The 13901-nt window shown below is 69.7% G+C and carries 9 protein-coding genes; 2 read left to right on the top strand and 7 right to left on the bottom strand.

Features of this window, described 5'->3' with window-relative positions:
• Window positions 1-38 precede the first annotated feature (38 nt).
• Window positions 39-1019 carry a MarR family transcriptional regulator gene (locus tag AB0L00_RS11915; protein ID WP_364431933.1) on the top strand — a complete coding sequence of 327 codons (981 nt, stop codon included), beginning with the start codon at window positions 39-41 and terminating at the stop codon, window positions 1017-1019.
• A 261-nt stretch (window positions 1020-1280) separates the two neighbouring features.
• On the opposite strand, the gene AB0L00_RS11910 is transcribed toward AB0L00_RS11915, so the two are convergent.
• A complete protein-coding gene (locus tag AB0L00_RS11910; protein WP_364431930.1) occupies window positions 1281-4106 on the bottom strand; it encodes a vitamin B12-dependent ribonucleotide reductase in 2826 nt (941 codons plus the stop codon).
• Window positions 4107-4178: 72 nt separating this feature from the next.
• Window positions 4179-4643: a transcriptional regulator NrdR gene (gene nrdR / locus AB0L00_RS11905; protein WP_345353820.1), complete on the bottom strand. Its 465-nt coding sequence runs from the start codon at window positions 4641-4643 to the stop codon at window positions 4179-4181.
• 654 nt (window positions 4644-5297) lie between these two features.
• On the opposite strand from nrdR, the gene lexA reads away from it, so the two are divergent.
• Window positions 5298-6002 carry a transcriptional repressor LexA gene (gene lexA / locus AB0L00_RS11900; RefSeq protein WP_345353819.1) on the top strand — a complete coding sequence of 235 codons (705 nt, stop codon included), beginning with the start codon at window positions 5298-5300 and terminating at the stop codon, window positions 6000-6002.
• Between the two features lie 153 nt (window positions 6003-6155).
• On the opposite strand, the gene leuS is transcribed toward lexA, so the two are convergent.
• The 5 genes from leuS to AB0L00_RS11875 all read right to left on the bottom strand — a co-directional run bounded on the left by leuS (window position 6156) and on the right by AB0L00_RS11875 (window position 13839).
• Window positions 6156-8621: a leucine--tRNA ligase gene (leuS, locus tag AB0L00_RS11895; protein WP_364431927.1), complete on the bottom strand. Its 2466-nt coding sequence runs from the start codon at window positions 8619-8621 to the stop codon at window positions 6156-6158.
• Window positions 8622-8863: 242 nt separating this feature from the next.
• Window positions 8864-10111 (bottom strand): cytochrome P450, encoded by a 1248-nt coding sequence (locus tag AB0L00_RS11890; RefSeq protein WP_364431925.1) that lies wholly within the window; start codon window positions 10109-10111, stop codon window positions 8864-8866.
• 54 nt (window positions 10112-10165) lie between these two features.
• Window positions 10166-11059 carry an alpha/beta hydrolase gene (locus AB0L00_RS11885; RefSeq protein WP_364431922.1) on the bottom strand — a complete coding sequence of 298 codons (894 nt, stop codon included), beginning with the start codon at window positions 11057-11059 and terminating at the stop codon, window positions 10166-10168.
• Between the two features lie 129 nt (window positions 11060-11188).
• Window positions 11189-12472: a class I SAM-dependent methyltransferase gene (locus AB0L00_RS11880; protein ID WP_364431920.1), complete on the bottom strand. Its 1284-nt coding sequence runs from the start codon at window positions 12470-12472 to the stop codon at window positions 11189-11191.
• Window positions 12473-12474: 2 nt separating this feature from the next.
• Window positions 12475-13839, bottom strand: a complete 1365-nt coding sequence (locus AB0L00_RS11875; RefSeq protein ID WP_364431917.1) for an FAD-binding oxidoreductase — start codon at window positions 13837-13839, stop codon at window positions 12475-12477.
• Window positions 13840-13901: the final 62 nt, after the last annotated feature.

The following is a 13901-nucleotide window of genomic DNA, read 5'->3' as shown; positions in this document are numbered from 1 at the left end:
CGTTGCAATGCGGTCGGTCGCGAATGCATACTGCGCGAATGCCGGGAAGCAGGCTGAGCGAACAGGACCGTCGGCGCATCGCGTCGTGGCTGGCGGGAGGGCTCGACTACGCCGAGATGGCCAGGCGGCTGGGCAGGCCGACCTCGACCATCAGCCGGGAGGTGGCTCGCAACGGCGGGCCCGGAGACTACCGGGCGGACCACGCCCAGAAGGCCACCGCGCGGCGTGCCCGCCGTCGCGGACACGCCGCGCGGCCGCTGCGCGCCCCGGCCGCCGCGAACGTCTACCGGCGTGACCCTGAGGCGGTCCGCGCTTTCGCGGAGGACTTCGCGGCGCTGATGGTACAGATCGGGCTTCCCCGAATGGCCGCGCGGGTGCTCGTGCACCTCGTCACCACCGATTCCGGCGCCCTGACCTCCGTGGACCTGGTCCGACAACTGCAGGTCAGCCCGGCGTCGGTGTCCAAGGCGATCGGCTACCTCGAAGGCCTGGACATCATCCGACGCGAGCGTGACCCCCGACGACCCCGCGAACGGTACGTCATCGGGGACGACGTCTGGGTCCGGGCTTGGACGGCGAGCGCCCGCAAGAACACCATGTGGGCCGGCACCGCTCGGCGGGGAGTCAAGATCTTCGGGGCCACCACACCGGCCGGGGCCCGGCTGAACGACATGTCCCGGTTCTTCGCACGACTCAGCGCCAATATGGCCGGCGGCCCTGACCAGTCGGCCGTCAACGACATGCTGACGGTGCTCGCCGCACTGGTGCATGCGAGCGAGCCGCTCACAGTCGAGCAACTCGCCCCGGCGTTGGGATGGCATCCGGACCGCGTCACCAGTGCCCTGCGCGGCGCCGAACGGCATCCGGAGGTCGGCGACCCGGTCACCGTACGGGCCGTCGCGTCCGGCGCCTACTCCGTCACCGCCGGAGACCACCGGCTCACCACGGCACAGCGCGAAGCCCTCGGCCCTCCACATCGCCACAGCCGACCGCGCGACAAAACGACCTCGACAAGTTGATGACCCTTCCAAGGAGCTAATTGAACTCATCAGGAGCAGGCTCAGCAGGGAGCGAGAAGGTCGATCATCCAGGTATGACCGGATCGCCACCTGGCGCAGCTGGCAGGTCTACGCTCCCCTGCCTACAGGCTCAGGCCCACGCGGCCCAGTGCCCGGGCGGGGAGAGGGCACTTAGGCGAAAAAGCATGAGAGCGGGGAGCCGACGTCACGTCGGCTCCCCGCTCCGCACTGTCTATTTCACGCCTTGATGGGCATTCCGAATCAGCTGCAGCCGCTGGTGGAGCCGCAGCCCTCGCAGACGTAGCAGCTGCCGGCCGGGCGCATCTTCGTGCCGCAGGTGAGGCACAGCGGCGCGTCCGCCGTACGGCCCTGGTGGCTCTCGATCAGCTCGGTCGAGGAGTGCGCCTCGGCGGGTGCCTCCGGCTCCTTGGCCTTCGGCTGCTCGACCGGCACCGACTGGGCCAGCGACTCGCGCTCGATGTCCTCCTCGGCGTGCAGCGAGGCCGGGTCCTGGCCCGCCGCCTGCGCCGTGCGCTCCTCGGCCGAGAAGATCCCCAGCTCGGCGCGCGTCTCGTACGGCAGGTGGTCCAGGGCGAGGCGACGGAAGATGTAGTCCATCATCGAGGTCGCCATCCGGATGTCCGGGTCGTCGGTCATGCCCGCCGGCTCGAACCGCATGTTGGTGAACTTCTCGACCCACGTCTCCAGCGGCACGCCGTACTGGAGGCTGATGGAGATCGCCATCGAGAAGGCGTCCATGACCCCGGCGAGCGTGGAGCCCTGCTTACCGAGCTTGAGGAACACCTCACCGAGCCCGTTGTCCGGGTAGCAGGAGGCGGTCATGTAGCCCTCGGCGCCGCCGACGGAGAACCGGGTGACGGTCGCGGTCCGCTGCTTGGGCAGGCGGGTCCGCACCGGGCCGCGCTCGACCACCGGGGCCGGCGCCGGCGCCTCCTCGACCTTCTCCTCGGTCTTCTTCTTGGCCACGGACAGCGGCTGGCCGACCTTGCAGTTGTCGCGGTAGATCGCCAGGGCCTTGAGGCCGAGCTTCCAGCCCTCGAAGTAGATCTTCTCGACGTCCTCGACGGTGGCCTGCTCCGGCATGTTCACGGTCTTGGAGATCGCGCCGGACAGGAACGGCTGCACCGCGGCCATCATCCGCACGTGGCCCATCGGGCTGATCGCCCGCTCGCCCATCGCGCAGTCGAAGACCTCGTAGTGCTCGAGGCGCAGGCCGGGCGCGTCGACGACGTGGCCGTGCTCGGAGATGTACTCGACGATCGCCTCGATCTGCTCCTGCTGGTAGCCGAGCTTCTTCAGGGCGCGCGGGACGGTGTTGTTAACGATCTGCATCGAGCCGCCGCCGACCAGCTTCTTGTACTTGACCAGCGCCAGGTCGGGCTCGATGCCCGTCGTGTCGCAGTCCATCATGAGGCCGATCGTGCCGGTGGGCGCCAGCAGCGACGCCTGGGCGTTGCGGTAGCCGTTCTTCTCGCCGACCTTGAGGCACTGCCGCCACTGCTTGGTGGCCTCGCTGTGGATGGACTTGTCCATCGCGTCGAGCGTGCGGATCTCGTCGTTGGCGACCGCGTGCTTGCGCATGACGCGCTGGTGCGCCTCCGCGTTGCGGGCGTAGCCGTCGTACGTGCCGACCGCGCCGGCCAGCTCGGCGGAGCGGCGGTAGGCCACGCCGGTCATCAGCGAGGTGATGGTCGCCGCGAGCGAGCGCCCGCCCTCGGAGTCGTACGCGTGGCCGGTCGCCATCAGCAGCGCGCCGAGGTTGGCGTAGCCGATGCCGAGCTGGCGGTACGCCCGGGTCGTCTCACCGATCTTCTCGGTCGGGAAGTCCGCGAACGTGATGGAGATGTCCATCGCGGTGATGATCAGCTCGCTGAGCTTGACGAACCGCTCGACGTCGAAGGTGTTGTCGCCGTTCAGGAACTTCAGCAGGTTGATGCTGGCCAGGTTGCAGGACGAGTTGTCCAGGCTCATGTACTCCGAGCACGGGTTGCTCGCGGTGATGCGCCCGGTCTCGGGGTTGGTGTGCCAGTCGTTGATCGTGTCGTCGTACTGGATGCCGGGGTCCGCGCACTCCCAGGCCGCCTGGGCGAGCTTGCGGAACAGGCCCTTGGCGTCGACCTGGCTGATGACCTCGCCGGAACGGCGGGAGCGCAGGCCGAAGGAATCGCCGGACTCCACCGCGCGCATGAACTCGTCGGAGACGCGGACGGAGTTGTTGGCGTTCTGGTACTGGACGCTGACGATGTCCTTGCCGCCCAGGTCCATGTCGAAGCCGGCGTCGCGGAGGGCGCGGATCTTGTCCTCTTCGCGTGCCTTGGTCTCGATGAACTCCTCGACGTCCGGGTGGTCGACGTCGAGGACGACCATCTTCGCCGCCCGGCGGGTCGCGCCGCCGGACTTGATCGTCCCGGCGGAGGCGTCGGCGCCGCGCATGAACGACACCGGGCCGCTCGCGGTGCCGCCGGAGGACAGCAGCTCCTTGCTGGAGCGGATTCGGGAGAGGTTGACCCCCGACCCGGAGCCGCCCTTGAAGATGACGCCCTCTTCCTTGTACCAGTCCAGGATCGACTCCATCGTGTCGTCCACGGACAGGATGAAGCACGCGCTGACCTGCTGCGGCGAGGCGGTGCCGACGTTGAACCAGACCGGCGAGTTGAAGCTGAAGACCTGGTTGACCAGGGCGTGCTTCAGCTCGTGGTCGAAGATCTCGGCGTCCTCCTCGGACGCGAAGTAGCCGTTCTTGCGGCCGGTCTCGGTGTACACCCCGACGACCCGGTCGACCAGTTGCTTGAGGCTCGACTCGCGCTGCGGCGTGCCGACCGCGCCGCGGAAGTACTTCGAGGTGACGATGTTGACCGCGTTGACGGACCAGGTGTCGGGGAACTCGACGCCCTTCTGCTCGAAGTTCACCGACCCGTCACGCCAGTTGGTCATGACGACGTCCCGGCGCTCCCACCGGACATCGTCGTACGGGTGGACGCCCGGCCGCGTGAAGACGCGCTCCATCTTCAGGCCCCTGCGACCCGCCTTGCCCCGACGGGCTGAGCCGCTCACCGTCTCCGTCATGACATCCCCCTTCTCGGGCACACCAGGCCCACCTCCAGGATTACCCGTACAGCCCGCGGTCCGGGCGCCGCCCTAGGAACGGGCGTCGCCGCCGGACGCCGCGCGCAGCGATTCGATTTCCTTGGCGAAGTCGTCCAGCGTCTCGAACCCCCGGTAGACGGAGGCGAATCGCAGGTACGCGACCTCGTCGAGTTCACGGAGCGGGCCGAGGATCGCCAGCCCGACCTGGTGCGAGGGAATCTCGGCGTTCCCGGTCGCCCGGATCGCCTCCTCGACCCGCTGGCCGAGCATGGCCAGGGCGTCCTCGTTGACGGGACGGCCCTGACACGCCCGGCGCACTCCGGCGATGATCTTGTCCCGGGAGAACGGCTCGGTGACGCCACTGCGCTTGGCGACCATCATGAGCACCGTCTCCTGGGTGGTGAAGCGGCGGCCGCACTCGGGACACGAACGACGGCGCCGGATGGCGGCTCCGTCGTCGGCCGTGCGGCTGTCGATGACCCTGCTGTCGGTGTGTCGGCAGAACGGGCAGTGCATGGCTCCGGACTCCTCCCCCTGACAGCGGGTCACGCGCGAACTGCGCGAACCTCACCTCGTAACCACAACCTATGGTGAACTACATCCATGTAACTACTAGATGTTGGGGTCCAACCGTAGAGCCCGGCCGGGTGCATCGCAACCCGCATGGGGCACCCGGCGAGAAGACGCCGCTCACAGGGCGATCCGTCGCCCTCATCGGCGTGTCGGACCCTCCCACCCGGGGGCGGCGATCGGCCGCTTCGACCTCGTACATCCTGGATCACCTGCGGAAACGCGACCGACGCCCGTCGCGGTGAGGTCGATCACATCCCGGCCGGCGGCCGGGCGGGTGCGGGCGTCGCGCGCCCCCAAGACTGCCACGGGCGCGCCGGCGCCGCGTCGGCGGGCACCCCCTTCGCGCCGGCCGCGCGAGAGCGCCGATCACGACGAGGCGGCAAGGCGCGGCCGCCAATGGCGCCCTCCTTCCGCGAACCCGGCCCGGGAATTACCTTCGAACATGTGTGCGAACTAAACGCGACATACCCCGGACCGCAAAATTCCACATTTTTCGAACACCTGTTTGATCATTTCCCGCAGAAGCGATAACGTCCCACTACGGGACCGAAATACCGGCGGCGACGCGTCACCGGCAAGACAGCCATCGGAGACACCATGAGCAAGGTTCGGGAAATGCCCGACGGCCCGGGCGACGAGAGCGGCCTGACCGTCCGTCAGCGCAAGGTGCTGGAAGTGATCAGAGACTCGGTGCAGCGGCGCGGCTATCCGCCGTCGATGCGGGAGATCGGCGAGGCCGTCGGCCTGACCAGCACCTCCAGCGTGTCCCACCAGCTCCGGACCCTGCAACGCAAGGGCTTCCTGCTGCGCGATCCCAACCGGCCGCGCGCGGTCGTCGTCCGCATGCCCGGATCTCCGGCCATCGCCGCCGAGGCCGACGGCGAGTCGTACGAGGTCGCCAACGGCCAGGAGGCCCCGACGCGGCCGGCGCCCGCGTACGTCCCGCTCGTCGGGCGCATCGCGGCCGGTGGTCCGATCCTCGCCGAGGAGGCCGTGGAGGACGTCTTCGCGCTGCCGCGGCAGCTCGTCGGCGAAGGCACCCACTTCCTGCTCAACGTCACCGGTGACTCGATGATCGAGGCGGCCATCGCCGACGGCGACTGGGTCGTCGTGCGCCAGCAGCCCGTCGCGGAGAACGGCGACATTGTGGCGGCGATGATCGACGGCGAGGCCACCGTCAAGACGCTCAAGCGCCGCGACGACAAGGTCTGGCTGATGCCGCACAACCCGGCGTACGACCCGATTCCCGGCGACGACGCGACCATTCTCGGGCGCGTGGTGGCGGTCCTGCGGAAGATGTGATCCCGCCCGGGATCCCCGGCGGCGACGCGGCCGTTCCGGGGCGCACGGTGGCGGTCCCGCGGAATACGTGATCAGCCCCGGTTCGGTGCCACGGCACCGAACCGGGGCTAAGGCGTGTCCGACGAATCCCCGTCGGACACGCCCTGGCGCCGATCAGGCAGGCACGATGTTCACGATCTTCGGAGCGCGCACGACGACCTTGCGGACGCCCCGGTCGCCCAGGGCCGCCCTGACCTTCTCCGACTCCAGCGCCAGGCGCTCCAGGTCGCTCTCGGCGATGTCCGGGGACACCTCCAGGCGGTCGCGGACCTTGCCCGCCACCTGGACCACGCAGGTCACCGACTCCTGGACCAGCAGCGCGGGGTCGGCCGTCGGCCAGCCGGCCTTGACCACCGGAGCCGTACGGCCCAGCCGCTCCCACATCTCCTCGGCGGTGTACGGCGCGACCAGCGACAGCATGACCGCCAGGGTCTCGGCGGCCTCCCGGACCGCCGGGTCGCCGGCGCCCGCCCCCGTGTCGATGGCCTTGCGCGCCGCGGAGGTCAGCTCCATCATCCGGGCGATCGCCACGTTGTAGCGGTGCGCCTCGACCAGCCGGGTGACCTCGTCGATCGTCCGGTGCGTCACCTTGCGCAGCTCGACGTCGCCGGTCGCCGGGTCGGCGCCCGGCGCGGACGTCACCTCGGCGGCCACGCGGAAGACCCGCGCCAGGAACTTCACCGACCCCGACGGCGACACGTCCGCCCAGTCGATGTCGTCCTCCGGCGGCCCCGAGAACAGCATCGTCAGCCGTACGGCGTCGACGCCGTACTCGGCGATCTGCTCGCCCAGGTCGACCAGGTTGCCGGTCGTCTTGGACATCGCGGAGCCGTTCAGGATGACCTGGCCCTGGTTGACCAGCCGCTTGAAGGGCTCGGTGAAGTCCACCAGGCCCATGTCGTACAGCACCTTGGTGAAGAAGCGCGCGTACAGCAGGTGCAGGATGGCGTGCTCGACACCACCGGTGTACTGGTCGGCCGGCATCCACCGGCGCACCTTCTCGGCGTCGAACGGCCCGTCCTCGTACCCCGGCGAGCAGTACCGCAGGAAGTACCAGGACGAGTCGACGAAGGTGTCCATCGTGTCGGTGTCGCGCTTGGCCGCGCCGCCGCACTTGGGGCACGAGACGTTGACCCAGTCGGCGGCGGCCGCCAGCGGCGACACGCCCTTCGGGGCCAGGTCGGCGCCGCGCAGGTTGTCCGGCAGGCGCACGGGCAGCTGGTCGTCCGGGACCGGGACCTCGCCGCACGCGTCGCAGTGGATGATCGGGATGGGCGTGCCCCAGAACCGCTGCCGGGAGATCAGCCAGTCGCGCAGCCGGTAGTTGACGGCGGCCTTGCCCAGGCCCTTCTCCTCCAGGATCTCGACGATCCGCGGGATGGCGGTGGACTTGGTCAGGCCGTCCAGGGGACCCGAGTTGACCAGCTCGCCCTCGCCGGGGGTCGCGGCCCCGGTCTCCCCCGGGTCCGCCTCACCGGTGTGCACGACGACGCGGACCGGCAGGCCGAACCTGCGGGCGAAGTCCAGGTCGCGCTGGTCGTGGGCGGGCACCGCCATGATCGCGCCGTGGCCGTACTCGGCCAGGACGTAGTCGGAGGCCCACACGGGGATGCGCTCGCCGTTCACCGGGTTGATCGCGTAGCGGCCCAGGAAGACGCCGGTCTTCTCCTTGTCGGTGGCCAGCCGCTCGATCTCCGTCTCGCGGCGGACCGCGTCCCGGTAGGTCTCGAACTCCGCGCGCTGCTCCGGCGCGACGATCTCGTCGGCCAGCGGGGCGTCGGCGGCGACGACGAAGAAGGTCGCGCCGTACAGGGTGTCCGGCCGGGTGGTGTAGACGGTGATCGGCTCCGCGCGCCCCTCGATCTGGAAGGTGACGTCGGCGCCCTCGGAGCGGCCGATCCAGTTGCGCTGCATCAGCAGCACCCGCTCGGGCCACTCCAGCTCCGCCATGTCGGCCAGCAGCCGGTCGGCGTACTCAGTGATCTTGAAGTACCACTGCGTCAGGACGCGCTTCTCGACCACCGCGCCGCACCGCTCGCAGTGCCCGTTGACGACCTGCTCGTTGGCCAGCACGGTCTGGTCGTTCGGGCACCAGTTGACCTGGCCGCCCTTGCGGTACGCCAGGCCGCGCTCGTAGAAGCGCAGGAACAGCCACTGGTTCCAGCGGTAGTACTCCGGGTCGGAGGTGTGCAGCCGGCGCGACCAGTCGAAGGAGGCCGCGTAGCGCTTGAAAGACTCCGCCTGGGTGTCGATGTTGGTGTACGTCCACTCGGCGGGGTGGGAATTGCGCTTGATCGCGGCGTTCTCGGCCGGCAGGCCGAAGGAGTCCCAGCCGATGGGGTGCAGGACGTTGAAGCCCTTCTGGAGCCAGTACCGCGCCACCACGTCGCCGATCGCGAACGCCTCGGCGTGACCCATGTGGAGGTCGCCGGAGGGGTATGGGAACATGTCCAGCGCGTACTTGCGAGGCCGCTCGTCGGCGGGGTCCTCGCTCGCCGCGAAGGGCTTCAGCTCCTCCCACCGGGCCTGCCACTTGTCCTGGATCGTCCGTGGGTCGTAGTTCTCGTCGGCGCCTGTCATGGTTCCTCGTCTGATTCGCACGGCTTCGGCTGGCGGTGAACCGTGCCCCTGGCATGAGAACGCCCCTCACGCAGGAGGGGCTGCCGCGTCGACGGCTCGGGTCAACGCGGCCGGCTGAGGAGCAGCCGAGATCGCATACCTCAAGACTATCGCAGACGCAAGGACGCCGGGCGGCCGCCGAACGACGCCTCGCTCGGTCGAGGCGTCGTCCGGCGGCCGCCCGGCGTCCCGGGCGCGGCGCGTCAGACGGTGTACGGCAGGTGCTTGATGCCGTTGATGAAGTTGGACAGCAGGCGGTCGGGCTCACCCGTGGCGCGGATGCCCGGAGCCCGGCGGAACAGCTCCCGGAACATCACGGTGATCTCCCTGCGGGCCAGGTGGGCGCCGAGACAGAAGTGCGGGCCGGGGCCGCCGAAACCGACGTGGGGATTGGGATCACGGGTGATGTCGAAGACGTCCGGGTCGGCGAAGACGGTCTCGTCCCGGTTGGCCGACCAGTAGTAGAGCAGCAGCTTGTCGCCGGCCTTGAACTCGCGGCCGTTCAGCTCGGTGTCACGGGTCGCGGTGCGCCGCATCCAGATGACCGGCGAGGCGTACCGCACGATCTCCTCCACCGCGCCCGGAACGTACCGCTCGAAGTCCGACGCGAGCAGCTCCCGCTGCTCCGGGTACCGGGTGAGCAGGTGCAGGCCGTGGGCGATGGCGTTGCGGGTGGTCTCGTTGCCGGCGACGACGAGGAGGATGAAGAACGAGCCGAGCTCCTGGTCGGTCAGCGACTCGCCGTCGATGTTGGCGTTCACCAGCGCGGAGGTGAGGTCGCCGGTCGGCTCCTCGCGGCGCCTGCGGCCGAGCTCCTCGACGAGGTCCTTCAGCGTCTGCCCCGCCTCGAGGAGCTGCAGCGCGACCTGGTCGGCCTCCTCGGAGACGAACTCGGTGTCGGCGCCGGCGAGGATGATGTTGGAGTTGTCGAAGACGGTCTTGTAGTGCGCCTCGTCGATGCCCATCAGGTCACAGATGATCTTCAAGGGGAGCCGGGCGGCGACGTCGGTGACGAAGTCGCCGCCGCCCTTGGCGAGGACCTCCTCGACGACCTGTTCGGCGACGGCCTGGACCTGGTCCTCGAACCGCTGGATCATGCGCGGCGAGAACGCGCGCGAGACGATCCGGCGGATCTTGGCATGCCGCGGGTCGTCCATATTGATCATGGAGCCGAAGTACTCGCCCAGGTCGGCCGGCATGTCGTTGATGTTGATCGCACCCTGCCCGGAGCAGAAGTCGGCCGGCCGGCGCGAGGCCTCGACGACGTCCGCGTGGGTGACCAGCGCGTAGTACCCGGGCCCCGCCGGCACGAACGACAGCTCCGGCTCCCGGAAGAACGCCGGCCGCGGCAGCCCCCGCAGCGTCCGGAACGCCGCATGACGCTCGTCGAGCGGGCTCGCCCAGAAATCCCACTCGGTCAGATCGATCCCGTCGGGCCGGGTCTTCTCCACGCCGCTCCTCCTCGACTAGAACGCGATTCTGCTCCATTCTGCCAAAGTAAGCACTTACACCGCACCGGTTCGTACGGGTCGATCGTCGGCCAGCCAGTCCAGGATCAGCCGCTCGACCTCCCCGGGCCGCTCCAGATGCGCGAAGTGCCCGGCGCCGGCGACGAACGCCGACCGCGAACCGGGCGGGAGATGCCCGTCGACGTCTCGGGCGAGCCCGGCGTCCAGGCAGCCGTCGGCCGCCCCGTGCAGATAGAGGATCGGCCGCTCGCCGACGCGTTCGGCCGCCTCCTGTTCGGCGGCGTACGCGGGCAGGTGCCGGGACGGGTCGAGCATCGCCCGGTAGTAGCCGATGGCGGCGGACAGGTTCTCCGGGTCGCGGAGGCACTCTTTGACGTGGGCGACGTCGCGGGCGGCGTCGTAGCCCGGCGACCAGTCCGCCCACAGGCCGTCGAGGAACGCCAGGTCCTCCATCAGCACCGCCGCCTCGGCCAGCGGCGTCTGGAACAGGAAGATGTAGAAGGACCGCTTGAGCTGCGCGTAGTCGAAGAAACTCGACAACATGGCCCCGAACGGCGGGAGCGCCATGGCCACCGCCCGCCGCCAGCGCTCCGGGGCGTGCGCGACGGCGGCGTACGTCGCGGCGGCGCCCCAGTCGTGCCCGATGAGCACCGCGTCGGCGTCCCCGCCGAACGCCTCGTGCAGGGCGTTCGCGTCGGCCGCCAGCGCGCCGACCTGGTAGGCGCCGTCCTTCGGCACGTCCGTGGGCGCGTAGCCGCGCAGGAACGGCGCGACAGCGTGGTAGCCGGCGTCGGCCAGCGCGGGGAGCAGATGCCGCCAGGTGTGCGCCGAGTCGGGGAAGCCGTGCAGGCACAGCGCGAGCGGCCCGCTGCCGGCCTCGAGGTAGCCGAAGCTCAGGCCGTTCGCCTGGATCGTCGCGATCTCCGTCATGAGGCCGACACTAAGCCGCCGTCGCCGACCCGTCACGCCCTGCCCGGCGCGTCCCGGAGTGGTCGCGGCGCACGCCGCGACCACCCGTCACCGCGACCGACCGTGGCCGGCCGTCACCGCAGTCGGCGGTCAGCCGGCCGTCGGCGGCTCGAACGCAGGCCGCAGCGGCATGCCGGAGCGGCCGTCCTCTCCCAGCTTGACGCCGAGCACCTGGTGCAGCTGGATCCAGTTCAGGTCGAACCCGAGCCGCGAGCCGGCCATGTACAGCCGCCACACGCGCGCGGTGCCCTCCCCGACCTCGGCGACCGCCTCGTCCCAGTGGTCGTCGAGGTTGCGGCACCAGCCGGCCAGGGTCTTGGCGTAGTGCTCGCGGAGGTTCTCCTCATGCTGGATCTCGAAGCCGGCGTCGTTCATCCGCGAGATCAGCCAGCCCGGCCCCTCCAGTTCGCCGTCGGGGAAGACGTACCGGTTGATGAAGCCTTCCTGGCGGATCGACGGCTCGTTGTCGTCAGGGCGGGTGATGCAGTGGTTCAGCATTCGGCCGCCCGGCTTGAGCTTGCCGTACAGGAAGGAGAAGTAGCCGGGGACGTTCGCCTTGCCGATGTGCTCGGTCAGGCCGATCGAGCTGACGGCGTCGAAGCCGTCCTCCTTGACGTCGCGGTAGTCGAGGTGGCGGACCTCGGCGAGCTCCGACAGCCCCGCCTCGGCGATCGCCTTCTGCGCCCACTCGGCCTGCTGCTTGGACAGCGTCACGCCGAGCGCCTTCACGCCGTACTCCCGCGCGGCGTGCATGACCATGCCGCCCCAGCCGCAGCCGACGTCGAGCAGCCGCATGCCCTCGCGGAGCCCGAGCTTGCGCGCCACGAGGTCGAACTTGTGGAACTGCGCCTGCTCCAGCGTCGCGTCCTCCGAGGGGAAGCACGCGCAGGTGTAGGCCATCGACGGGCCGAGCACCCACTCGTAGAAGGTGTTCGAGACGTCGTAGTGATGGGAGATCGCCTTCGCGTCGCGGCGCTTGGAATGCCGCAGTCCCGACAGGAGTGGCACGCGGGCGGGCCGTACCTCCTGCGGCGGCGGGTCGAGACGCGTCAGCGCGGCGGCGCGCAGCAGCGGGTCGCCCAGAATGCCGCGCAGCAGGGTCCTCTTGTCGGCCCAGCTCAGTTCGCCGAGGGCCGACTGCATCCGGAACAGTGCCGTGTGCATGTCCCCGTGCACGTCGAGGTACCCCGCGACGTACGCGCGGGCCAGCCCCAGCGCACCCGGCGCGTGGGCGAGATAGGACACCGCGTACGGCGACCTGACCTCCACCCTGACGTCCGCGCCGAGAGCTCCGGCGCGACTGTCGTCGTACGCCCGGAACTCCACCTGTGCGTCGCGTCCGACGACGCGTTCGAAAGCCTCCGCCAGCTTCATCTTCACCTGCCCCGTACGGTTTTGTCGTAGAGATCCAGCAGCCGCCGCTCCGGGTCGTATTCCTCCTTCAACGTGCGATAGGTAGCGCCGTCGTAGTGCCGCCAGAAGTCCTCACGCGTGTAGAACGCCGTCGAGTACAGCGATTTGTGGCCGTCGAGGCGGGCGACCTCGCGCTCGATCAGCCGGTTGTGGTGTTCGGGCAGCCGACCGGGTTTCTGCGGCACCGTCCCCCAGAAGCCCACGTTGACGTACGTCCGTCCGGGCTCGAGGGGGTACAGCGGCCACTTGTCCTGTGCCCGCAGCGGGCACAGCCACACCGGGCTCATGCCGATCTCACGGTGGAAGAACTCGAGGAACTCGGGCAGCCGCTCCACCGGCACCTCGACGTCCTGGATGACGTCCTCGCGGGGCGGCCGGCCGAGCCAGCGGTCGACCCGCGCCGACGTCTGCAGGCGCTTGTCGAGCGCGACCAGCCGGCGGTAGACGTCGGAACGCTTCTTGGACGCCGGCCAGACCCGGCGCACGAGGGGATGCTGCGCGCCGAACGCGCGCGAGCACCAGAACCAGTCGGTGTCCCACCGCCAGAGGTAGTCGTGCGTCGTCAGAGCGTCGGTCGGCGGGCCGTCCGGCCGCAGCCAGCGCGGCGTGACGAACCGGTCGCGGATCGACCGGTAGTAGATCCCCTGCCCCGTGTAGTCGGAGACGCGCTCGGCCGTGTCGGCGAACCGGCCCAGCGTGAGGTACAGCTCATCCCCGCCGAACACCGTGCCGTCGATGAAGTCCGCCTCGGCACCGAGCTCGTCGATGGCCTCCACGCACTCCTGCGCGGAGGAGAACCGCACGTGCCACAGCGCGACGTACGGCTTGACCGGCTGCAACTTGATCTTGAGGCGCAGGGCGTACCCGAGCGTCCCGTACGAGTTCGGGAAGCCGTAGAACAGGTCGCGGTGCTCGTTGTCCGGAGTCGCGGTGACGACCTCGCCCGCGCCGGTGAGGATCTCCATCTCCAGCACGGACTCGTGCGGCAACCCGTTGCGGTACGACGACGACTCGATGCCGAGCCCCGTCACCGCGCCGCCCAGTGTGATCGTCTTGAGCTGCGGGACGACGAACGGCATCAGGCCGTACGGCAGGGTCGCGTCGACCAGGTCCTCGTACGTCGTCATGCCCTGGACATCGGCGACGCGGGCCTCGGGGTCCACGCTCAGGACCTTGTCGAAGCCGCTGACGTCGAGGCCGGGCGCCTGGATCTCGTCGCGGAACCGGAACAGGTTCGAGGTGCGTTTCGCCAGCCGGACCGGTGCGCCCTCCGGGATGGCCCGGTAGGACGCCAGGAGCCTCTCGACCGCGGTTTGGTGACCTGTCACCTGTCGATCTTCTCATCCCGGCATCCGGCGGCACAGCCAGGGCACGCCCGATACGCGGCGTG

This window comes from Actinoallomurus sp. NPDC052308, from assembly GCF_040679195.1.
Taxonomy (GTDB): domain Bacteria; phylum Actinomycetota; class Actinomycetes; order Streptosporangiales; family Streptosporangiaceae; genus Actinoallomurus; species Actinoallomurus liliacearum.
This window is presented reverse-complemented; position numbering and strand designations above follow the sequence as displayed.

What these genes read in the sequence shown, in the direction of transcription:
- AB0L00_RS11915 (WP_364431933.1), top strand. Translation starts at nt 39, where the DNA reads ATGCCGGGAAGCAGGCTGAGCGAACAGGACCGTCGGCGCATCGCGTCG.
- AB0L00_RS11910 (WP_364431930.1), bottom strand. Translation starts at nt 4,106, where the DNA reads ATGACGGAGACGGTGAGCGGCTCAGCCCGTCGGGGCAAGGCGGGTCGC.
- nrdR (WP_345353820.1), bottom strand. Translation starts at nt 4,643, where the DNA reads ATGCACTGCCCGTTCTGCCGACACACCGACAGCAGGGTCATCGACAGC.
- lexA (WP_345353819.1), top strand. Translation starts at nt 5,298, where the DNA reads ATGAGCAAGGTTCGGGAAATGCCCGACGGCCCGGGCGACGAGAGCGGC.
- leuS (WP_364431927.1), bottom strand. Translation starts at nt 8,621, where the DNA reads ATGACAGGCGCCGACGAGAACTACGACCCACGGACGATCCAGGACAAG.
- AB0L00_RS11885 (WP_364431922.1), bottom strand. Translation starts at nt 11,059, where the DNA reads ATGACGGAGATCGCGACGATCCAGGCGAACGGCCTGAGCTTCGGCTAC.
- AB0L00_RS11880 (WP_364431920.1), bottom strand. Translation starts at nt 12,472, where the DNA reads ATGAAGCTGGCGGAGGCTTTCGAACGCGTCGTCGGACGCGACGCACAG.